The organism is Roseisalinus antarcticus (assembly GCF_900172355.1).
Taxonomy (GTDB): domain Bacteria; phylum Pseudomonadota; class Alphaproteobacteria; order Rhodobacterales; family Rhodobacteraceae; genus Oceanicola; species Oceanicola antarcticus_A.
In genome coordinates this window covers 20,735-40,067 of sequence record NZ_FWFZ01000023.1, presented here as the reverse complement: position 1 = coordinate 40,067, position 19,333 = coordinate 20,735, and the positions used below count along the sequence as shown (strand labels likewise).

The 19,333-nt window shown below is 65.0% G+C and carries 22 protein-coding genes, 1 tRNA gene, 1 pseudogene and 1 other annotated feature; of the genes and pseudogenes, 7 read left to right on the top strand and 17 right to left on the bottom strand.

What is annotated here, in order from left to right:
- Window position 1: 1 nt before the first annotated feature.
- A complete protein-coding gene (locus tag ROA7023_RS17160) occupies window positions 2-997 on the bottom strand; it encodes a complex I NDUFA9 subunit family protein (RefSeq protein WP_085880264.1) in 996 nt (331 codons plus the stop codon).
- A gap of 132 nt (window positions 998-1,129) precedes the next feature.
- On the opposite strand from ROA7023_RS17160, the gene ROA7023_RS17155 reads away from it, so the two are divergent.
- From ROA7023_RS17155 to ROA7023_RS17145, 4 genes and pseudogenes are all read left to right on the top strand, one after another.
- A tRNA-Leu gene (locus ROA7023_RS17155) sits at window positions 1,130-1,216 on the top strand.
- A 198-nt stretch (window positions 1,217-1,414) separates the two neighbouring features.
- The gene (locus ROA7023_RS24530; protein WP_159458568.1) at window positions 1,415-1,588 is read left to right on the top strand and encodes a hypothetical protein; all 174 of its coding nucleotides are present in this window, start codon (window positions 1,415-1,417) and stop codon (window positions 1,586-1,588) included.
- 168 nt (window positions 1,589-1,756) lie between these two features.
- Window positions 1,757-2,131, top strand: coding sequence for a hypothetical protein (locus tag ROA7023_RS17150; protein ID WP_143535612.1), 375 nt, complete (start codon window positions 1,757-1,759; stop codon window positions 2,129-2,131).
- 43 nt (window positions 2,132-2,174) lie between these two features.
- A pseudogene (locus tag ROA7023_RS17145) lies at window positions 2,175-2,462 on the top strand (ATP-binding protein); the annotation flags it as partial.
- A gap of 94 nt (window positions 2,463-2,556) precedes the next feature.
- Here ROA7023_RS17145 and ROA7023_RS24855 read toward each other — a convergent pair.
- Both ROA7023_RS24855 and ROA7023_RS17140 read right to left on the bottom strand, forming a co-directional pair.
- Window positions 2,557-2,706: a hypothetical protein gene (locus tag ROA7023_RS24855; protein ID WP_200812545.1), complete on the bottom strand. Its 150-nt coding sequence runs from the start codon at window positions 2,704-2,706 to the stop codon at window positions 2,557-2,559.
- Window positions 2,707-2,778: 72 nt separating this feature from the next.
- The gene (locus tag ROA7023_RS17140) at window positions 2,779-3,006 is read right to left on the bottom strand and encodes a hypothetical protein (protein ID WP_085880262.1); all 228 of its coding nucleotides are present in this window, start codon (window positions 3,004-3,006) and stop codon (window positions 2,779-2,781) included.
- 214 nt (window positions 3,007-3,220) lie between these two features.
- Here ROA7023_RS17140 and ROA7023_RS17135 point away from each other — a divergent pair, with 214 nt between their 5' ends.
- From ROA7023_RS17135 to ROA7023_RS17125, 3 genes are all read left to right on the top strand, one after another.
- The gene (locus ROA7023_RS17135) at window positions 3,221-5,392 is read left to right on the top strand and encodes a CHASE domain-containing protein (protein WP_085880261.1); all 2,172 of its coding nucleotides are present in this window, start codon (window positions 3,221-3,223) and stop codon (window positions 5,390-5,392) included.
- A 269-nt stretch (window positions 5,393-5,661) separates the two neighbouring features.
- Window positions 5,662-5,717 (top strand) — a sequence feature (sul1 is cis-regulatory element that is thought to sense ions involved in sulfur or methionine metabolism; They are found in Alphaproteobacteria).
- Between the two features lie 73 nt (window positions 5,718-5,790).
- Window positions 5,791-7,287, top strand: coding sequence for a SulP family inorganic anion transporter (locus ROA7023_RS17130; protein ID WP_085880260.1), 1,497 nt, complete (start codon window positions 5,791-5,793; stop codon window positions 7,285-7,287).
- Window positions 7,288-7,298: 11 nt separating this feature from the next.
- On the top strand, window positions 7,299-8,150 hold the full coding sequence (locus ROA7023_RS17125) for a universal stress protein (RefSeq protein ID WP_085880259.1): 852 nt from the start codon (window positions 7,299-7,301) through the stop codon (window positions 8,148-8,150).
- Between the two features lie 35 nt (window positions 8,151-8,185).
- Here the strand turns inward: ROA7023_RS17125 and ROA7023_RS17120 are convergent, their stop codons facing one another.
- The 14 genes from ROA7023_RS17120 to ROA7023_RS17055 all read right to left on the bottom strand — a co-directional run bounded on the left by ROA7023_RS17120 (window position 8,186) and on the right by ROA7023_RS17055 (window position 19,321).
- Window positions 8,186-8,719 (bottom strand): carboxymuconolactone decarboxylase family protein, encoded by a 534-nt coding sequence (locus ROA7023_RS17120; RefSeq protein WP_159458567.1) that lies wholly within the window; start codon window positions 8,717-8,719, stop codon window positions 8,186-8,188.
- A gap of 97 nt (window positions 8,720-8,816) precedes the next feature.
- Window positions 8,817-9,665 carry a cyclase family protein gene (locus ROA7023_RS17115; protein ID WP_085880257.1) on the bottom strand — a complete coding sequence of 283 codons (849 nt, stop codon included), beginning with the start codon at window positions 9,663-9,665 and terminating at the stop codon, window positions 8,817-8,819.
- 93 nt (window positions 9,666-9,758) lie between these two features.
- A complete protein-coding gene (locus ROA7023_RS17110; RefSeq protein WP_085880256.1) occupies window positions 9,759-10,712 on the bottom strand; it encodes a PDR/VanB family oxidoreductase in 954 nt (317 codons plus the stop codon).
- On the bottom strand, window positions 10,709-11,701 hold the full coding sequence (locus ROA7023_RS17105; RefSeq protein ID WP_159458566.1) for a Rieske 2Fe-2S domain-containing protein: 993 nt from the start codon (window positions 11,699-11,701) through the stop codon (window positions 10,709-10,711). The genes ROA7023_RS17110 and ROA7023_RS17105 overlap by 4 nt, the downstream gene beginning before the upstream one ends.
- A gap of 173 nt (window positions 11,702-11,874) precedes the next feature.
- Window positions 11,875-12,036, bottom strand: coding sequence for a hypothetical protein (locus ROA7023_RS24525; protein WP_159458565.1), 162 nt, complete (start codon window positions 12,034-12,036; stop codon window positions 11,875-11,877).
- 147 nt (window positions 12,037-12,183) lie between these two features.
- On the bottom strand, window positions 12,184-12,897 hold the full coding sequence (locus tag ROA7023_RS17095; RefSeq protein WP_085880253.1) for an ABC transporter ATP-binding protein: 714 nt from the start codon (window positions 12,895-12,897) through the stop codon (window positions 12,184-12,186).
- A gap of 83 nt (window positions 12,898-12,980) precedes the next feature.
- Window positions 12,981-14,222: an ABC transporter substrate-binding protein gene (locus ROA7023_RS17090; RefSeq protein ID WP_085880252.1), complete on the bottom strand. Its 1,242-nt coding sequence runs from the start codon at window positions 14,220-14,222 to the stop codon at window positions 12,981-12,983.
- 47 nt (window positions 14,223-14,269) lie between these two features.
- Window positions 14,270-15,025: an ABC transporter ATP-binding protein gene (locus tag ROA7023_RS17085; RefSeq protein WP_085880251.1), complete on the bottom strand. Its 756-nt coding sequence runs from the start codon at window positions 15,023-15,025 to the stop codon at window positions 14,270-14,272.
- Entirely contained in the window at window positions 15,018-15,968 is a 951-nt protein-coding gene (locus ROA7023_RS17080; RefSeq protein WP_085880250.1) for a branched-chain amino acid ABC transporter permease, read from the bottom strand. Before ROA7023_RS17080 ends, ROA7023_RS17085 begins: the two co-directional genes overlap by 8 nt.
- Before the next feature lie 13 nt (window positions 15,969-15,981).
- Window positions 15,982-16,848, bottom strand: coding sequence for a branched-chain amino acid ABC transporter permease (locus tag ROA7023_RS17075; protein ID WP_085880249.1), 867 nt, complete (start codon window positions 16,846-16,848; stop codon window positions 15,982-15,984).
- A gap of 177 nt (window positions 16,849-17,025) precedes the next feature.
- Window positions 17,026-17,640: an SRPBCC family protein gene (locus tag ROA7023_RS17070; protein ID WP_085880248.1), complete on the bottom strand. Its 615-nt coding sequence runs from the start codon at window positions 17,638-17,640 to the stop codon at window positions 17,026-17,028.
- A gap of 21 nt (window positions 17,641-17,661) precedes the next feature.
- Window positions 17,662-18,504, bottom strand: coding sequence for a carbon-nitrogen hydrolase family protein (locus ROA7023_RS17065; protein WP_085880247.1), 843 nt, complete (start codon window positions 18,502-18,504; stop codon window positions 17,662-17,664).
- Window positions 18,504-18,920 carry a cupin domain-containing protein gene (locus ROA7023_RS17060; RefSeq protein ID WP_085880246.1) on the bottom strand — a complete coding sequence of 139 codons (417 nt, stop codon included), beginning with the start codon at window positions 18,918-18,920 and terminating at the stop codon, window positions 18,504-18,506. The genes ROA7023_RS17065 and ROA7023_RS17060 overlap by 1 nt, the downstream gene beginning before the upstream one ends.
- Complete coding sequence (locus tag ROA7023_RS17055; RefSeq protein ID WP_085880245.1) at window positions 18,917-19,321, bottom strand: cupin domain-containing protein; 405 nt, start codon at window positions 19,319-19,321, stop codon at window positions 18,917-18,919. Before ROA7023_RS17055 ends, ROA7023_RS17060 begins: the two co-directional genes overlap by 4 nt.
- Between the last annotated feature and the right edge of the window lie 12 nt (window positions 19,322-19,333).

The window sequence follows — 19,333 nt, the reverse complement described above, 5'->3', positions numbered from 1 at the left end:
CTCAGGTGTAATCGGTGCTGTGCGGGCCGCGCAGGTTCTTGGCCGAGGCCTTGATCTCGTCATACTGCCCCGACGGCCGGAACCGCCAGAGGTATTCCGGCAGGATCGCGTCCAGCCCCTCCGGCTTGATCCCCAGCGCGGCAAAGCCGGTCGCGTCCTCGGCCACCACGTTGTCGCTGCGCAGGTTCCGGATCTGGTCTTTGGTGATCGGCGGCCGCACAAGCCCGAGGCTGAGGGTCTTGGCCAAACCGAAAGCGCCCGCCGCAATGTTGGCGGCCCAGAACGGCAGCGCGACGATCAGCTTGCGACGGTGAATGACCTTCAGCATCAGCTGCATCAGCGCGCGAAAGCTGTGCACCTCCGGGCCCCCAAGCTCATAGGTTCCGCCGGGCGCCTGGCCGATCGCGCCCATCACGGCGGCGCGGGCCACGTCGTCCACGTAGACCGGCTGAAACCGTGTGTCGGCCCCGACGACCGGCACGACGGGTCCGATCATCCCGGCGAAGCGGTTGAAGAAATCGTCCTCGGCCCCGAATATGATCGAAGGCCGCAGGATCATCGCGCCGGGCATGTGGCGCAGAACGCCCTCTTCGCCGGCGGCCTTGGTGCGCGCATAGGCGGAGGCTGACTCCGCGTCGGCGCCGATGGCCGAGATGTGGACCATGCGCTCCACCCCCAGCTCGGCGGCGATCCGCGCGATCCGCTCGGCGCCTTGGGCCTGGACGGCGGCAAAGGTGTTCCGGCCCACCTCGTCGAGCACCCCGACGCAATTCACGACCACATCGGCCCCGCGCGTGAGAGAGGCCACGCTGTCATCGTCGCGGATATTGCAGAACAGCGGCTCCACCTGGCCGACGACGCCGTAGGGCTTCACGAAAAGCGCCTCGTTCGGATTGCGCACCGCGACGCGGACGCGCCAGCCCTCTTTCGCCAGGCGTTGGGTGATATAGCGGCCGACAAAGCCGGAGCCGCCGAAGATGGTCACGAGCTTGGACATTGCTGGCCTCCGTTTCCGATACGATGCCCGGTCTACCGGTCGGCCCGACACCACACAAGGCGCATTTGGCCGCGCCGCAGGAATCCCGTTGACACCCCCTCTGTCTGGCCCTAAACGACCGCTCGCACACCTGCCCAGGTGGCGGAATTGGTAGACGCGCTGGTTTCAGGTACCAGTGACTTAACGGTCGTGGAGGTTCGAGTCCTCTCCTGGGCACCACAATCAAGCAAAAAAGCCCAGCGTTGCTGGGTTTTTTGCGTTTTTGCAGGTCTTTTCTCCCGAGACTGCTCCACAAAGCACCTCGAGCCGGTCCCAGCCAACGCTGGACGAAGGCGCGAGCTGACTCAACCTTACCGATTTCTGTGCTGAAATCATCAGACCGATCTCCCCTCCGACCCAGTTTGAAGGACGGGGCAGATGAACGTGACATTGGAAAGGCTGATGGCCGCACGACGCGCGAGGGTGCGCATCGTGCAGGCGAGAGAGGACAGAGCGAAGTTCGTGCCGATCATCCTTGAATTCGAGCGACAGATTGCCGCCCAGGCAGACCTCAACGACGATCTCGCGCGGATCATGGGCGAGGCAGCGTAGCCAGTCTCGTCCCCGAGGGTTTGAAGTGTGGCAATCCGTAGGGTTGTTTCAGTTTCCAGCGATAACAAGAGCATAGGTTGTCCAACCGGCACCAATCCCCTCATTGATAACAAAGCGGAAAAGCCCGCTTTGTCCAACGCGAAAAAGCGGTCCAGCCTCGGAAATTTCATGAAGTCCGAACACAAGCGGATGGCGCGGGTGATCGGCTACACTCTGACCCTCGGCGATGCTGACGCATGGGCCGGTTTCACGACCGTGGCAAGAGTGCGCCTGACGATTGAAGAACGCGCCGCGTTGGCATGGGCGGCACTCCGGGCGCTCGATACCCCGGAACAGGCGGAGATGGTCGCGGACGCGGTCCTGGCCGTCGCGGGCTATCCGCTGTCGACTTTCCTCAATCCTATGGAAGATGCGCGATGGTGGGCGTCCTTTGCCTCGCTCAAAGAGCGCAAGGCGTATGCGCTGGCAGCATATGAGGCGCTGCCATTCCGCGAGCAGATGGCCTTCCGCAACCATATCTCGGAAGTGGAGATCGCTGCATGAAGATGCTTGTGCACCGGACTGCGGGCAGCGCGGCGCTGCCCTTTACCTGCCGTTCTCCGCCTTGGGCGGTGCGCTGCCCTTCCACCCGGCTCGAGCAAGCTCTTCGAACACACCGGCGTCGTCATCACCACGAACCTGAGCTTCAGCGAATGGGCCACGGTCTTCGGCCCCTCTCGACCATTGCTACGCAATGCTCTGCCGGGCAGTGGATGCGAAGATGACAACCGCGCTGCTCGACCGCTTGACCCACCGCTGCCACATCCTGGAAACAGGAAAGGACAGCTTCCGCTTCAAGGCCAGTTCGGCCGCAGCTGCACGGAAAACCAAGAAGGACATCCATGCCTTGACCAAAGCCTGCCCCCCGAAACATGACCTGAAGGTGGGTCAAATCTCGATGGAAAGCCCGGGTCAGTTCTGGGTGGAAATCAACACGTCGCCTTCAGGGTGCGGTCCCAGGAGCCGTCTGTCTGGATATTGCGCCGGCCATCCTCTGCGCAATCGAGCGTCACGCGCGGCGGCATGCGGGCCCGGATAGCAGCGGCCCGGTTCGCGGCCTTGTCCAGATCCGTTGCCATATCACCCTCCGGCAATCCTGTCCCGAGGTATCATAGAACATCCTATCGACAAGCGAAGCCCACCTGGAAAGGTCAGGCGCGGGCCTGGTTCAGGCGGAACAGGCGGGCAAGGATCATCGCGTCGATCAGACGCCCGTCGCGCCAGTCCTCGCCCAGACCGCTGACCGGGTCTTCGAGCGCTATGGCAAGTTGCAGCGTTGATGAATTCAGATCGCCGACAACCTCCGCCGCCATGTCCGCCGCGCCCTCGATAGCCCGATCACGAATGCGGCCCTGAGCCGTGCAGGTCAGGACGGACATTGCGCCCATTCGTCGTGGGTGCACAAGGCAACGATGTATCGGCACACGCCGCCTTGTTGCCACAATCGGCCCATATCAGCCATTCGATCTGAATTGGATGCCGCTGCGTAGATGGTGGGGAACGGTCAAGCACTCATCGCAATTGGGAATCCGCACTTGACTGCGCAAGTTCAGGCTTGCCTTCTTTGGCGGTCGCCAAAAAAACGGATAAATCGTGGCTCAACGCCTTCTTCAAGTTTCTTTCGTTCTGACCTTGAGCCTACTGGCCGGCGGGATTGCCGCGATGTTCGTCTTCGAGCAGAGGCGTGCAGATGCTGAAGTCGAGATAGAGGCGGTTTACAGTGAACTCGAACTGGCGCTGGCCACCCTCGCCGTACGGATGTCTGGCATGGCAACCGCGCTGGAACGGGATACCAGGTTGACCCCGGACAATTTCACCGAAATCTACGAGGACGCGACCGAGACAATAGAACGACCGCCCGAGCGCGCCCTTGCATTCATGCCGGACTTGGCATCAATCGATCAGGTCAACGATTTCTTCGACGCTCTGGGCACAGAGTACGCGCAAGCCGGCTACCCGGAATTTGCGATATTCCCAGCCGAAGTGGCGGCTGCGCTTTTCCCGGTCATCCTCGTGGAGCCGGCCGAGAGTCGCCAGAATGTCTTCGGCTACAACATGGGCACGAGCCCGGAACGCCTCGGGGCCGCGCGCGCCGCGCTGGCACAGGGGCTCATGACGACGTCCGGGCCGGTAGCGCTGTCTCAAGACGCGGATCTGTCCCAAGCCAGTTTTCTGATGTTGTACCCCGTGTTTTTCGGCGAAGGGGTCGAGCCCATGGGCGTCACCCAAGCCATCCTCGGGGCCGGCATGACGCCCGCGGACCTTTTTGCCAACCACGTTGCCCTACACGACGAGCATACGATGCTTATTGAAATCGGGATCGCCGGCGTCGACCTGCCGGTTCGCCTTGGGGATGATTCACCAGTCACCGGTCTGACAGTGAGCTTGATTGAGCATATGGAAATGCCGGTCATCCGGACCGGCGGTTTCGACATGCCGTTCCGCGCCAGCGTCTCTTATGCCCCAAGAGCCCTCGATGCGGTTCTGCCCTTTATCGCCGCAGCATTTGTCGCGCTTCTGGGTGCATCGGTCTTGCGTTTGCTTTGGGCACGCGCGACCGCCCAGCGGACACTTGAAAGCGCACTGGTCCGCAGGGAAAGCGAATTGGCCGATGCCTACCGTATCCAATCGCGTTCGCAGCGGATCGAGGCGCTTGGACGCCTCGTCGGCGGTGTAGCTCACGATTTCAACAACATCCTGAGCGTGGTTCTAGGCAACATCGAACTTCTGAAGGAAGAGGGCGGCAGGGCCGACCCGATGCTTCTTGACGAGGCGGAAAAGGCAACGTTGCGCGGTGCGCACCTGACCCGTCAGCTTCTGGCGGTCGGCCTCAAGTCGCACCTCGAGCCGCAGCGTCTCGATGTTACCGGCACGCTGCACGATGCCGCAAACATGATGAAGCGTGTGCTGCCTGAATCCATTGAGCTTGCGACCATTCCCGCCGCGGGGCTCTGGCCCGTCGAACTTGATCCGAATGGGCTTCAGAACGCATTGCTGAACCTTGCACTGAATTCTCGAGACGCAATGGATGGGCGCGGGAAGCTGACCATGGAGGCTTCGAACACCCGCATCACGCAAGACTACCTGCAGGAACGGCCGGACGAGGCGATGCCACCGGGTCGCTACGTCGTGGTTTCGGTTTCCGACACCGGCGCGGGCATGGCGCCCGAGGTGGTCGACCGAGCATTCGAACCCTTTTTCACGACGAAGCATGCCACCGACGGATCGGGACTAGGGCTGCCATCGGTCCTGGGATTCTGTCGCCAGTCTGGCGGAAGTTGCCGGATCTACAGCGAACCGGGCGTCGGCACGACCGTGCGGATGTATTTTCCCGCAAGCGACCCCCGCCCTATCCCGGCAAAAGAGCGCGAGCCGGAACCGCAGTACCCTACGGGCGGCGCAAGGATCCTTCTGGCGGAAGACGAAGACGCCGTTGCCCGCATTCTGGTCCAGCATCTCAATCGCGCGGGATACACGGTCAAGCGTGTTTCGACCGGCGACGCCGCCTGGGCTGAACTCGAAAGGCAGGGCGGCTATGACATGCTGATCACGGATTTGGTAATGCCCGGAGCGATTCAAGGGGCGGAACTGGCCAGAAGAGTGGAGCGAGACCGCCCGAAGATGGCCGTGCTTCTCATTTCCGGCTACCCGCAGGAAGCTGCCATCGAAGGCAATGGGGTGGCGACCCGACACCCGGTTCTGACGAAGCCCATTCCACGTGCCATCTTGCTTGAAATGATAGAGACGCTTCGACCAGGAACCTAGGTGTTCGATCCCGGGGCTCGATGGCGTGACACTTTCTCCAGCTTTGAAGGAAGCATTTGGGGACAAGTTCGTCATGGCAGCGCCACGACAACGTATGCCGTCACGGGCGCTTGTCGGGCGTCGCATCCCCATTGAAAGGCGCGACTGCTTTGTGGTCATCCGCGCCGCAATTCAGGTCAACGCCTTGCGGATGGGTGCGCCGAATGCCCGAAGGTGGCCATCAGCCCTTGAGATTCCGGGCGAAATCGCATTTGTGCGCAGGAATCTCGCTTGGACCCGGTGAAAGACCGGGTGGCTCTTCCGGCCGCTGATCCGCCGGACAACGCAACAGGTAAGCCCAAATTGCACGGTCGGGCTGTCTTGCGAAAGGCGCACCGGCACAGGGTATTGGACTGATCATGATCTCACTCTCCGACTATCGACAGCAATGGTTCGGCAACATCCGCGGCGACCTGCTCGCCGGGCTCGTCGTGGCCCTGGCACTGATCCCCGAGGCGATCGCCTTTTCCATCATCGCCGGCGTGGATCCGAAGGTGGGGCTCTATGCCTCGTTCTCGATCGCGGTGCTGATCGCCTTCACCGGCGGGCGGCCCGGCATGATCTCGGCGGCCACGGCGGCGACGGCCGTGCTGATGGTGACGCTGGTGCGGGACTACGGGCTGGAATACCTGCTGGCGGCCACGGTCCTGGCGGGGCTGCTGCAGATCGGCGCGGGCCTGCTGCGGCTTGGCCAGTTCATGCGCTACGTGTCGAAATCGGTGATGACGGGGTTCGTGAACGCGCTGGCGATCCTGATCTTCATGGCCCAGCTGCCCGAGCTGAACCCGAGCACCGAGGGCGTCACCTGGCTGACCTATGCGCTGGTCGCGGCGGGGCTCGCGATCATTTATCTCTTCCCGCGCCTCACCACCGCCGTCCCCTCGCCGCTGGTGACGATCATCGTGCTGACCACATTGGTCGTGGTCATGGGCTGGGAGGTGCGGACCGTGGGCGACATGGGGGCCCTGCCCGACACCCTGCCCGTCTTCCTCATTCCGCAGATCCCGCTGACGCTGGAGACGCTGCTGATCATCTTCCCCTATTCGGCCGCCGTCGCAGTGGTCGGCCTGCTCGAAAGCCTGATGACCCAGAACATCGTCGACGACCTGACCGACACCAAGTCCAACCGCGACCAGGAGTGCATCGGCCAGGGCATCGCGAACACCGCGACCGGGTTCATCGGCGGCATGGCCGGCTGCGCCATGATCGGGCAGTCCATCATCAACGTGAAATCCGGGGGCCGCGGGCGCCTGTCGGCCTTCACCGCGGGCACCGTGTTGCTGATCCTGATCGTCGGGCTGGGCGACCTGGTGGCGCGGATCCCGATGCCGGCGTTGGTGGCGATCATGATCATGGTGTCGATCGGCACCTTCTCGTGGTCTTCGATCAAGGCGCTGCGGGTGCATCCGCGCTCGTCCTCGATCGTGATGATCGCGACGGTTGTCACGGTGGTCTATACCCACAATCTGGCCATCGGCGTTCTGGTCGGCGTGCTTCTGTCGGGCATCTTCTTTGCCGGCAAGATCTCGCAGCTGTTCCGGATCTCGTCGACATTGTCCGCGGACGGGCGAGAGCGGACCTATGTACTCGAAGGTCAGCTGTTCTACGGCTCGACCGAGGATTTCGCCGAGGCGATCGACTTCCGCGAGGCGCCGGACCGGGTCGTCATCGACGTCAGCCGGGCGCATATCTGGGATATCAGCTCTGTCCAGGCGCTCGACATGGTGATCCTCAAGTTGCGCCGGGAAGGGGCAGATGTTGAGGTCGTCGGCATGAACAAGGCGTCCGAAACTCTCGTCGACAAGCTTGCCATCCACGACAAGCCCGGCGCGATGGATACGCTGATGGAGCATTGAGGGAGGAACAGATGGACAAGATACTCGCATTGCTGGACGGCTCGGCCTATTCCGAAAGCGTCTGCCACCACACCGCCTGGATCGCCAAGAAGCTGAACGCCGACGTCGAGGCGATGCACGTGCTGGGCCGGCGCGAGGGAGCGGCGTCGACCGACCTGTCGGGCGCCCTGCGGCTTGGCGCCCGGTCGGCCCTGCTGGAAAAGCTGTCGGCGCTCGACGAGGAGCGGGCCAAGCTGGCCCAGGCCCGGGGTCACGCGATCCTTGAAGACGCCAAGGCGATCCTCGATCAGGACGGGGTGCCGAACGTGAACCTGCGGCTGCGCAAGGGCGACCTGCTGGATGCCATCCGCGAAATCGCGAGCGATACCCGCGCAATCACGATCGGCAAGCGCGGCGAGGGGGCGGATTTCGCCAGCGGTCACCTCGGCTCCAACCTCGAACGGATCGTGCGGACCTCGACCGTGCCGGTCTTCGTCGCCTCGCGGGAATTCCGGCCGATTTCGCGCGTCCTGGTCGCCTATGACGGCAGCGCCAGTTCCAAGGTCGCGATCCAGCGCATGGCCGACAGCCCGGTGTTCGAGCATCTGGACCTCTGCGTTCTTTGCGCCGGTCCGGACAAGGGCCGCGCCATGGCCACCGCCGAGACAGCGGTCGCCAAGCTTCGGGCCGCGAATGTCACCGCGTCCCCCCGGGCCGAGACCGGAGAGCCCGAGGAGGTCCTGGCCAGGCTGGTCGCGGACGAGGATTTCAATCTTCTGGTGATGGGCGCCTACGGCCACGGCCGGATCCGCAACCTGATCATCGGCTCGACGACGACCTCGATGATCCAGACGGTGAAGATCCCGGTTCTGCTCTATCGCTGAGGCGGTCAGACGGACTGCGGTCAGACGGTCCGAGGTCAGGCGATGCTGGCGGGCAGGGGCTCGTCCAGCCCGCCCGCGCCTAGGAACAGCGCCAGCAGGGGGTAATAGCCCGCGATGGCCGTCGCCTCGGTGGCGATCTCGCGGCCCAGGGTTGCGGTGATATCGGCCAGTTCCGCGGCGTCCGCCCGCCGCTCGTGCACGGCGATGCGGATATAGCGGACCATGGCGCCCTCGCCGGGCCGCAGACCCGCGCCGCTGCCGTCAAGGACGGCGGTGCGCTCGGCGGGGGTCATCCCGGCCTTGACCGCGAGCGCATCGTGATAGCCCCATTCATAGCCCGACCCGCAGGCGGCGGCGGCCGCGAGGATCGCGATCTCGCGCTGACGGTCGGTCATTGTGGTGCGGTAGCGGATCGTCTCGCCCACCCCCTGGATCGCATCGCACAGCCCGGGGCTGTCCAGCATCGCCAGGAACGGAAGCGGCACCCCGCCGCGCGGGCCGCTGGCGATGGCATCGTGCAAAGCTTGCTGTTGCGAGGTCATCTCGCCGGGGCGGGCGCCGATCAGCATGGGCATCCTTTCACACAAGACGACGGCCTGACCGGCGGGAGCTACCGGCCAGACCGCTCTTCGCCGCGAGGGCTTCGTCCGGGCTGCTGTGGGAGAGTCAGCGCCGGTCGAAGATTGCCTTCGCCACGTCGCCCACCGCCTCGACGGATTCGTCGATGCCTTCCATCAGAAGGATCCGGCAGGGGCTGGCCTCGAGCCCGTCATAGCGCCAGGGGAAGGCGCCGATCACGCCGCGCTTGTTCAGGCACAGTTCGATGTCGCCGCCGACGTTCTCGGCGTGGATCAGGCCGCGGTCGAACCCGTAGGCATGGAACGGAAAGATGTTCTCGACCACTTCGCGGCCGGATTTGTGGTGGGTGAAGGAATAATCGCCGAAGAACTCGTCGCAGGTCATGCCCACCTTCTGCTCGAACCGCTTGGCGATGTCGGGGCGCATGTGGCGGATCGAGGTGTTCATGGCGTGGTCGCCCGACCCCGCATCAATCCCGAACCACTTGATCTTCTTGTCCAGCATCCACTCCAGAAGCTCGATCTTGCCGCCCGGGTGCATGCAGAAATAGCGGACGAGATCCTGCTGGTCGCGGCCTTCCCAGTAGCGGTGCCAGCCGGTGTGCAGGATCAGGATATCGCCTTCCTTGACCTCGACCGGGGCGCTTTCGATCATCTCCGGCGTGATGACGGCCCAATCCTCCATATGCTCGCTGACATCGACGACGGCGCCCGGGCCGACCAGGAAATCCATCGGGTAGGAGGCCATGTCGCCCATGCCGTCGGTGCCGTGCATGGCGCCGTCGATATGGGTGCCGGTGTGCAGGGCCACGTCGATGCGCTGGGCCACGATCTGCTTGGTCTGCAGGTTCTGGGCATAATACATCTTGTTGCCCGCATAGCCCACCCAACCGGGGGTGTGCGCGTTCATCAGATGGGTCATGTCTGTGATCTTCATGGACCGGATCCTTTTGCTTGCATGTCACTAGCCCGGCATCGGACTATTTAACCAGATTAAAAATTATTCGCGGTTGATTGACAACTGTCAAATTCATAATTCGAGCGTCAGGGCCGCCGATTTCGCCCGGGAACAGCAGACGGTGATGTGATCTGCCTTTTCGTGAGGCATCAGAACCATGTCCCGGTGGTCAGGGTCGCCGTCCAGCACGCGGGTGATGCAGGTGCCGCAGGTGCCTTCCTCGCAACTGAACGGCACATCCACGCCCGCGCCCAGCAGGGCGTCGAGGATCGTCTTGTCGGCGGCCACCTGCACCACCTGGCCGGTGGAGGCGATGGTGACCCGGATCGGCGCGTCGCCGTCACGCGGGGCCACGTCCTCGGCCCGGAACACCTCGCGGCGCAGACGGCCGGGGGCCCAGTTCAGCGCCGCGGCCTGGCGCTCGGCCGCTTCGATCAGGGACATCGGGCCGCAGCACTGGACCGACCAGTCGGGCCCGAGCCCGGCCAGCGCCGCGCCCACGGGGAACCGCGCACCGCCGCGCGGACAGATCATCATGTCCTCGTCGCCGGTCGGGACCATCCGATCGGCAAAGGGGACGTCGGCCGCATCGCGCACCAGGTGGATCAGCCGAAAACGCCGGCCGGCGCGACGCAACGCGGGGATCATCGACAGGATCGGCGTGATCCCGATCCCGCCGGACAGCAGCAGCAACGGCCCGTCGCCGTCCGGCAGGGCGAAGGTGTTGCGGGGGTGGCTCGCAGTCAGGGTCTCGCCCACCTCCAGCCGGTCATGCACCTCGATCGACCCGCCGCGGCCCTCGGCCTCGCGCTTTACCGCGATCTGCCAATGTCCGGCCTCCCCCGGATCGGAGCACAGCGAATAATCCCGCACCAGCCCCGACGGCAGGTGCAGCGAGATATGCGCCCCGGCGGTGAAGCCGGGCAGCGCCGCCCCTTCCACCGCGGGACAGAGCGTGAAGCAGCGCACATCCCCGCCGACCTGCGCCACCGCCGCGACCCGCAGGTCGACCGTGGGCTCGGTCATGGCATGTAGCCCTCGGGCAGGTCGATCTCGCGCAGCATCCGGCGATACAGCACGGCGTGGGCGTCGGGCATCCGCAGGTGCAGTTCCTCCTTGAGGTCCATGGGGATCTGCTCGGGGCGCTGGCTTTCGACGATGACCTTGTCCTGGTTCATCACCACGTCGAAGCCGCTGGTGAAATCCTCGTCGGGCCGATTCAGCCCGTGATTGCGCGACACCAGCACGTGAATCCGGGTCGTCGCCTCGTCGACCGGCGCGGCGATGAAGGTCAGAAGGGTGCAGTCCCCGGCCTTGCTCTCGCCGTCGTCGGACCAGGTCTTGCCGCCCTCGGGGTTGGTCACGCTCTTGCGGTCGTGGACGATGAACGGAAACTCCACGGTGTAGTCCCGCACCAGGTGCCCATCGTCATAGGCATAGGTAAAGCCGCGGTCCGAGCGTTTGACCTCGTAGGGCTTGATGACGGGGCCGTCCGCAAGCTCGGTGTAGCCCTTGTGGACGAAGTTGAAATGCGAGAAATCCATCGCGTTTTCCAGCACGCGCCCGGCCGAGGTCGCCCAGTCGTAATGGCTGACATAGCACATGCGAAAGGCGGGGTCGGACTCGTAGGCATCGAGGAAATCCGGGAACGGTGCCGGGTCATCGTCCTGCGCGACCCAGATCAGGCCATAGGCCTCGCGCACGGGATAGGTCGTGGTGCGGGCCTTGGCCGGGATCGGAGAGCCCTCGGGCAGCGACGGGATATGGGTGCAGGCGCCGTCGGCGCCATAGCGCCAGCCGTGATAGGGGCAGACAATGTTTTCGCCCTCCACCCGGCCGCCCGACAGCGCCGCGCCGCGATGGATGCAGAGGTCCTTCATCACGCTGACCGTGCCGCTGTCGGAGGTCCGCCAGAGGACCAGCTGCTCTCCGAGCATCATGTGGCGGGTGGGGGTGGGGGTGATCTCTTCGCTGCGGGCGACGGGATTCCAGTACTTGCGCAAGACATCGAGCATGGTGGGCTCCTTTGGCATCGGGCATGGGGTCGATCCTTGCGGCGCGGTGTCGGTCGCGGATCGGGGACATATATGTCATCCAGCAGGCCCGCCCGGGGCCTCTGCGGCGGATGGATCGACAGGGAACGCTGGCGCATGGCCGGTCAGGACCGGCGCCCTGGCCCCTGCCGGGATCAGCAGCGGCAGGCAGGAGGGTCGCCGTCGCTTCCATCAGCCAGCGCCTGCACCTCGGCATCGGCGCACGGAGCTGGCCTGCGATCGCCAACCGGCCCGGCAGAGATGGCGCACCGCAGGACGGCGACGGCATCAATGCGGTTTCGGATCAGCTCGATCACGGTCAGGATCCTCGTGGTTCGCATCGGGACAAACGGCCCCGTTTCTCGATCATCTTTCCAGAGGCTGGCCGCCGCCGTCAATCAATTCTTGAATTTATGCGGCATTTTTGCTCGATTTATTTAATCCGGATGAAAATTTCGCGCCATCTAGATGCCAAGGAAGATCTCGCGGAAGTTCTCTGCCGCCAGCATCTCCTGCGCGGATTGGTGCAGCTTGATGGTCCCGGTGGTCATGACCACGACCTCGTCGGACAGGCCGATGATCATCTGCGGGTTCTCTTCCGCGACCCAGACCACGGTCACGCCGCTCTTGGCGATCTGCGAGATACTGTGCGCCACCTCGTCCGTCATCGACGGCGCCAGGCCGGACACCGGCTCGTCGAGGATCAGCAGCCGCGGCTCGGACAGCAACGCCGAGGCAATCGCCAGCATCTGCCGCTCGCCGCCCGAGAGGGACGCGCCGACCTGACGCCGCCGCTCGGTCAGGCGGGGGAAACGGGCATAGGCGGCCTCGATCGCGGCCTTCTGCGCGGCGCGTTCCATCAGCAGGGACGACATCTCGAGGTTCTCCTCGACCGTCAGCGCCCTGAACACATTGTTGCTCTGGGGGACGTAGCCGATGCCCGCGCGGGCGATCTCCTGCCCCGGCCAGCCGGCGATGTCGCGCCCGTCATAGCGGATCGCGCCGGACATCACCGTGCACTGGCCGCAGATCGCGCGGGTGAGTGTCGTCTTGCCCGCGCCGTTCGGCCCGATGATCGACAGCATCCGGCCCTGTTCCAGCGCCAGCGACACGTCGTGCAGCACCGGCAGCTTGCCGTAGCCGGCCGTCAGACCTTCGATTGAGAGGATCGGTGCCATGAGCGTCACTCCGCCTTGGGGTATCTATCGGGGCAAAGGCCCGACCCGCTGACGGGCCGGACCTTCGCGGGGGTTTGCCGGGATCAGTTCGCCGGGAACTCGGTGCTGTCCACCATCATGATTGTCTCCCAGGTGCCGTCCTCGGAGATCTGCAGCAGCCGCGTGGCGGGGATCGTCACGTTGCCGTACTCGTTGAAGTTGATCGAGCCGGACGCGCCCTCATAGTTGATCTCTTCCCCGGCCTCGAGCGCGGCCACACCGTCGGCGAAGGAGATCACCTCGGTCCCTCCGGGCGTCGCCACCTCGGTCAGGTTGGCGTCGACCGCCGCACCGGTGGCCTCGCCACCGGCGACCATCGCCAGCGCCGCGACCATGAAGGCGTCATAGGTTTCGGCCTGGTAGAACCCGGGCTCCGGCGCCTCGTCGAACCGCGCCGAATAGGCGGCAGAGAACCGGCCCCAGCTTTCGCTGTCCTCGACCTGGCTCGACACCGGGTTCAGGGCGCCGGCGACGATCTCGACGCCTGCGGCATCGACGAAGTCGGGGGACTGAAGCTCGGCCGTGACCCAGTAATCCCAGTCGTAGCCGCGCTGGTAGGCCTGGCGCACGAAGGCCACGCCGGTGGTCTGGCCGGTGGCGAGGAAGATCATGTCGGGCTCGTAGCCCGCCACGGTCCGCACTTCGGACTGATAGTTGGTCTGACCGGGCGCGAGGACCACCTCGTCGATGATCGTGCCGCCAAGGCGCTCGTAGGCGGCCTTGAAGGTGTTGGCGGCGGAGGTCGTGCCTTCGAGGTTTTCGACGACCATGATGATTTCCGACTGGTCCATCTCGTCCAGCAGCATCTTGGCATGCACCACGCCGAGGAAGCTGTCGGAGGCGTTGGTGCGGTAGATGTAGGTGCCGGTGCCCCCGGCCTCGTTCAGGGCCTCGGTGCCGGCCGAGGTCGAGATGATTGGCACCTGGTTGTCGACGGCAAAGGACCGCAGGGCGACGATCGGGTCGGACTCGGGCCCGATGATGACCGGCACGCCCTCGACATTGACCAGCCGGGTCGCGCCGCGCATGGCGCCGTCCACGGTCGAGGTGTTGTCTTCGGAGATAAGCTCGACCGGGTGGCCGAGGATGCCGCCGGCCTCGTTGATCTCTTCGACGGCGAGAATAGCCGCGTTGTTGAGCGCGGGGGCCCAGGGGCCCATGTCGCCGGTGAACCCGACGAGCAGGCCCATCTTGATCGGCTCACCGTCCTGGGCGGCCACCGAGAGAGGGGCGAGGGCGGTTGCGGCAAGCAGTGCCAATGTGGCGCGACGTGAAGCAGTCAGCATGGTTTCGTCTCCTATTGGAAGTTTGGTGGGTGCGTCGTGGTCGTGTCTCAGGCAGCGGCTTCTCCCGGCCCCGTCCCGATGTAGAGGCGAATGACCTCTGGATCGGCGATCACGTCCGAGGTCGGCCCGTCGGCGATCACCTTGCCGTCGGCCATCGCGTAGGTGCGCTCGCACACCGCCGAGATGAACCTGAGGTTGTGATCCACCACCAGGAAGGTCACGCCACGGTCCCGCAGACTGCGGATATGGCCTTCAAGGTTTTCCATGAGCGCCGGATTCACGCCCGCGGCGGGTTCGTCCAGCAGCATGAGCTTGGGCCGCGCCATCATGGCGCGGGCGAATTCGAGCATCTTCATCTCGGGCGCGGACAGGTCCTGCACCCAGATATCCGCCCGGCCGTCGAGGCGGAACTCGGCGAGGATCTCGAGCGCGTCGGCGATCAGCGCCTTGTCGGGGCGTGCCCCGCCCAGCAGCTTGCGCCGTTCGGACCGCTCCTTGTGCGAGAACACCAGCATGTTCTCGAGCACCGTCATCTTGGGAAAGCCGATCGGGGTCTGGAAGGTCCGCACCATGCCCGAAGCGGCGATCGCCGCCGGGCTGCTGCCCTCGATCTGGTTGTCGAGGAAGCGGATCGTGCCCGCGTCGCCCCGGGTGAAGCCGGTGATCACATTGAACAGGGAGGTCTTGCCGGCCCCGTTGGTGCCGATCAGGCCGACGATCTCGCCTTCCTGGACATCGAGCGACACGCCATTCACGGCGTGGACGCCGCCATAGCTCAGCCGGACATCGCGCACATCAAGCATGTCGGGATCCTTTCGTCATACGGTCCGGGCGTTCGGGGAACAATCCGTCGGGGCGGAACCGCAGGATCAGGATCAGCACCAGCCCCACAAGCGCCGTCCGCAGAGAGGTCAGGGCGACGGCCATCTCGCCCGAGACCTGCACGAAGCGCAGGGAATCGTGCAGCAGGATGAAGACGAAGGCCCCGACCAGGGCGCCCCGCTGGCTGCCGATGCCGCCGATGATGAGCGCCGCCCAGATGAAGAAGGTAAAGTCGCTGTCGAACTGGCCCGGCACGATCAGCGTGTTGTACCAGACGAAGAACATGCCGGCGAAACCGGTGATCGCCCCCGCGGTCACGTAAAGCCTGCGCGAGGTGGCCGTCGGCTCGATCCCGGCGGTGATCGCCAGCGCCTCGTTCTCGCGCAGCGCCTTGATCGAGCGGCCGAAGGGCGATTTCGACAGTTGGCGCGTCAATGCCCAGGTCGCCGCCAGGCCGGCCAGGCACAGCGCCATCAGGACATACGGATAGTCGCCCGGCGCGAACTGCTGCTTGAGCGGTTGGTCCAGCCCGTAGATCCCGGCAACGCCGTTCGTCAGCCATTCCTCGTTGGCATAGAACTGCCGGATCACTTCGGCAAAGGCGAGTGTCACGATCAGGAAGTATTCCTTGCGCAGCCGCAGCGTCGGCAGCGAGATCAGCCAGGCCGCGAGCCCCGCCGCCGTCGCCGCCCCGATCGCCCCGACCCACATCGGCAGGCCGAAGCCGAAGAGATAGGATTGATAGTCCGCCGCGGGGTCTGCCGTCAGCAGAACGTAGGCATATCCCCCTACGCCGAAACATCCGACGATCCCGAGGTCCCAGAGCGGGCCGACGCCCGCCTCGAGGTTCAGCGCCATGCACACCATCCCGTAGATCGCCGCGAGGGTGACCATGGATGTGGCGAAGATCAGCAAGCCGTCCATGACAGGCCCCCCCCTAATGCGTCCGCGCCGCCCGGACCCAGAGGCTTTGCAGCCCCTGCGGCCGGATCAGCAGGACGATGATGATGATCGAGAAGGCGAGCGCGGAGCGATACGCGGGCTGGACCGCGAGCAGGCCGAACTCGATCCCGAAGGCGAGGACGAAGGACGCGAGCATCACCCCGTAGAGGCTGCCGAGCCCGCCGAGCACGGTGGTGGCCAGGATCAGGATGATCTGCTGCCAGCCCATGGCGAGCGTCAGCGAACCCATGACGCCCAGGAACACCCCCGCCAGGCCGCCCAGCGCCGAGGCGACGAACCACACCAGGTAGGACGTGCTGCGCGGGTCGATGCCACGGGCGCGGGCCAGCGCCTCGTTGTCGGCGACGGCGCGAATCGACTTGCCCGAGCGAGTGCCGCTCATGAACAGGTGCAGGCCCAGTGCCGACAACAGGGCGACGATCACGATGGCCAACTCGTAGCGGGTCATGAAGGGCTCGCCGAACAGCAACATCGCCCGGACCGGCGGCAGGTCATATCCTTGCATCCGCGCCCCGGCGATGGCGCCGATCACCCCGTTGATGACATAGGCCGCGCCGACCGAGGTGAACAGCATCACCAGCGCACCCTTGGCCTTGATCGGCCGGAACAGCAGACCGTACATCGCCATCCCCAGAAGCCCCGTGATCACCGCCGCAAGCACGGCCGCAGGGGCCAGTGGCACGCCGATATTGGTCAGCCAAAGACCGGTGTAGCCGCCCATCAGCAGCATCTGGCCATGGGCTATGTTCAGGAAGCCTTCGACCTGAACGATCAGCGCGAAGCCGACCGAAGACAGCAGCAGGACGCTCGCCGAAATCAGTCCGAAGTAGATAATGTCCATTGCCGCGTCCTTTGATACCACGCGCACCTCTCCTTATGCGCAGAAGGGTTTCCTCTGCGCCGGCCGTGACCGTCAGATCGGGTGGCAGTTGGAGGGGTCCGTCTCTTTGGACAATTGCCCCCAGGGAAATTTTCGACCCTTTTTTTATTCAGGTCAAAGTTTTTTTAGTCTCGCTTGTCATTTCGTGGACAGCAGCCGCCGCCCCCAATTCCGCAGAGTGATCCACAGCAGACGCGTGCCGCTGAGGGGCTTGGACTTGCGAGCGCCGCCGCGCGAAGCGCTCCGCGCCGGCCGGGCCTGCGCCGCCTCGCTGCCCTGTTCGGCCTCGGCCCCGGCCGCCGTGGCGGGGGGCGGCAACGCCTCTTCGACATTGGACACGAAATCCGAAATCAAGGTGCCCGCGATTTCTTCGATGATGCCGGTGCGGCCGAACTGGGCGATCGCGCCGGACAGCTGGACATCGGCGTCGATCGTCACCTTGGTGCCGCCGCCCTCGTCGATCAGGGCGCATTCCATCTTCATCTTGCCGCGCGAGGCGCCGCGCTTGTCGACGCCCTTGCCCGACATCGCCACGGTATGCTCTGCGTCGTCATAGGTGACGTCGGCGGCGCCTTCGAACGCGGCCTGGAACGGGCCCACCTTGACGGACATCTTGCCCTTGTGCGTCCCGTCCTCGTTGGTGCCCAGGTACTCGGCGCCCGGCAGGCAATCAGCCACGGCGGGCACGTCATGAAAGAAGGCCCAGACATCGTCGCGGGGCCGTTCGAGCGTAAAGGTCTGTTGCAGTTTCATCTCTCGTCCTTTCCTCTCGGCTCAGTGAAGCCGGCCGTTGACCGAGACACCGTAGGTGTCGGTCCGCCGGTCCTCGCGCGGTCGGATACGGTCGGAACGGATGCGGGCGGCGCGGATCGCCTCCAGCGTCATCTCGGCCCGGATCACTCCGGTTTCGTCCTCGCCCATGGGGCCCGCGACGCAGGTACCGAAGGCATCCGCGATCAGCGAGGAGCCCAGGAAACGGATCCCCTGGTCGCCGCCCGACTGGCTTGCGCAGACCATGGGCAGCTGGTTCAGGTTCGCCTGCACAACCGCGCCCCGCGCTTGGCCGATATAGCCGCCGTCATCGCGGGCGACGGCGTCGAAGCCCCCGACCCAGGCCGTGGGCACCGCCAGCAGGTCCGCGCCGCCAAGCGCCAGCCCCCGCGCCACTTCGACAAAGCGCAGGTCGTAGCAGACGCAGATTCCGATCGTGCCGATATCGGTCTCGGCCATGACCAGCCCCAGGTCGCCGGGCCGAAAGACCTCTTTTTCCCGGTCGAACAGGTGCAGCTTGCGGTAATGCGCGGGCGCACGGCCGGGCGCGGTCAGAACCGCGCTGTTGTAAAGTGCGCCGTCCGCGGATTCGCAGTAGCCGCAGACCAGCACCAGCTTCAGCTCGGCCGACAGGCGCGCCAGAAGGTCCAGCGTCGGCCCGTCGCGCGGCTCCGCGCTCTCCGCAAGCCGGTCAGGGTCGCTTCCATAGCCGGAGACCGCCAGTTCCGGCAGCACGACAAGCGCCGCGCCCTCGGCCGCCTCGCGCCGGACGGCCGCCTCGATCCATGCGCGGTTCTCTTCCGGCGCATAGAGCTTGGTGCCAATCTGGACGGCCGACAGGATCATCAGAGCTTGCCCACGTAATGCTCGGGAATCACGGCATCTTCGGCGATCGCCCCGACCTTCTTCAAGAGCGGAACATCCGCCGGGGCCGGCCCGCCGACCGACACGATGCGCGAGTCCCGGTCCGCGCAGATCGCATGTTTGACGCCCATCGGCACGTGCACGATGCAGCCGGCCTCGAAAGGGATGGCAAGGTCGTGGGTATAGTCCCGCGCGGTGCCTTTTCCCTCGATGATGAAGATCGTGTCCTCGCTGATCGGATGGATATGCGGCACGTTCGATTCGCCCGGCTCCAGCACCACGTAGTTCACGTTGGCGTTCCAGGCGTCGGTGCCGGGCCAGACCACGAACCGGGCGTCCTTGGATATCAGCTCCAGCGTCAGCGTGGGCTTGTCGCGGTGAAAGACACGAATGCTCATGCCGGCGATCCTTCTTCTTCTGTCAGGTCGTAGAGGGCCGGGTCAACCGGCACGCAGCCGCCGATCAGCCGCATCCCCGCGTCGCCGGCTTCCAGCCGGTAGGAATCGCCCACACCGATATGGATCATCGACCCTTCGACCAGGTCCTGCGGCGCGTCGTCCGACAGGTCGCGGATCAGGCCGGAGCCCGATTCGATGTAATAGACGCATTCCTCGGCATGGCTCAGGTCGCGGGTCACGTCGCCCGGGGTCAGTTCAATGACATTGAACGTCCGGTACTCGGCGCCGTTCTCGGGATAGAGCACGGCGAAGGCCTGCCCTGCCCCCCGCACCAGCGGAAGCGGCTTTCGCGTAAAGCGACTGTCGATAACGGTTACCGGAGAGAGGCCTGTGTCTGGCATGAGCGGGGTCCT

Coding starts and splice junctions, on each gene's coding strand:
- ROA7023_RS17160 (WP_085880264.1), bottom strand. CDS start 997: ATGTCCAAGCTCGTGACCATCTTCGGCGGCTCCGGCTTTGTCGGCCGC.
- ROA7023_RS24530 (WP_159458568.1), top strand. CDS start 1,415: ATGAACGTGACATTGGAAAGGCTGATGGCCGCACGACGCGCGAGGGTG.
- ROA7023_RS17150 (WP_143535612.1), top strand. CDS start 1,757: ATGAAGTCCGAACACAAGCGGATGGCGCGGGTGATCGGCTACACTCTG.
- ROA7023_RS24855 (WP_200812545.1), bottom strand. CDS start 2,706: ATGGCAACGGATCTGGACAAGGCCGCGAACCGGGCCGCTGCTATCCGG.
- ROA7023_RS17140 (WP_085880262.1), bottom strand. CDS start 3,006: ATGTCCGTCCTGACCTGCACGGCTCAGGGCCGCATTCGTGATCGGGCT.
- ROA7023_RS17130 (WP_085880260.1), top strand. CDS start 5,791: ATGATCTCACTCTCCGACTATCGACAGCAATGGTTCGGCAACATCCGC.
- ROA7023_RS17125 (WP_085880259.1), top strand. CDS start 7,299: ATGGACAAGATACTCGCATTGCTGGACGGCTCGGCCTATTCCGAAAGC.
- ROA7023_RS17120 (WP_159458567.1), bottom strand. CDS start 8,719: ATGCTGATCGGCGCCCGCCCCGGCGAGATGACCTCGCAACAGCAAGCT.
- ROA7023_RS17115 (WP_085880257.1), bottom strand. CDS start 9,665: ATGAAGATCACAGACATGACCCATCTGATGAACGCGCACACCCCCGGT.
- ROA7023_RS17110 (WP_085880256.1), bottom strand. CDS start 10,712: ATGACCGAGCCCACGGTCGACCTGCGGGTCGCGGCGGTGGCGCAGGTC.
- ROA7023_RS17105 (WP_159458566.1), bottom strand. CDS start 11,701: ATGCTCGATGTCTTGCGCAAGTACTGGAATCCCGTCGCCCGCAGCGAA.
- ROA7023_RS17095 (WP_085880253.1), bottom strand. CDS start 12,897: ATGGCACCGATCCTCTCAATCGAAGGTCTGACGGCCGGCTACGGCAAG.
- ROA7023_RS17090 (WP_085880252.1), bottom strand. CDS start 14,222: ATGCTGACTGCTTCACGTCGCGCCACATTGGCACTGCTTGCCGCAACC.
- ROA7023_RS17085 (WP_085880251.1), bottom strand. CDS start 15,025: ATGCTTGATGTGCGCGATGTCCGGCTGAGCTATGGCGGCGTCCACGCC.
- ROA7023_RS17080 (WP_085880250.1), bottom strand. CDS start 15,968: ATGGACGGCTTGCTGATCTTCGCCACATCCATGGTCACCCTCGCGGCG.
- ROA7023_RS17075 (WP_085880249.1), bottom strand. CDS start 16,848: ATGGACATTATCTACTTCGGACTGATTTCGGCGAGCGTCCTGCTGCTG.
- ROA7023_RS17070 (WP_085880248.1), bottom strand. CDS start 17,640: ATGAAACTGCAACAGACCTTTACGCTCGAACGGCCCCGCGACGATGTC.
- ROA7023_RS17065 (WP_085880247.1), bottom strand. CDS start 18,504: ATGATCCTGTCGGCCGTCCAGATTGGCACCAAGCTCTATGCGCCGGAA.
- ROA7023_RS17060 (WP_085880246.1), bottom strand. CDS start 18,920: ATGAGCATTCGTGTCTTTCACCGCGACAAGCCCACGCTGACGCTGGAG.
- ROA7023_RS17055 (WP_085880245.1), bottom strand. CDS start 19,321: ATGCCAGACACAGGCCTCTCTCCGGTAACCGTTATCGACAGTCGCTTT.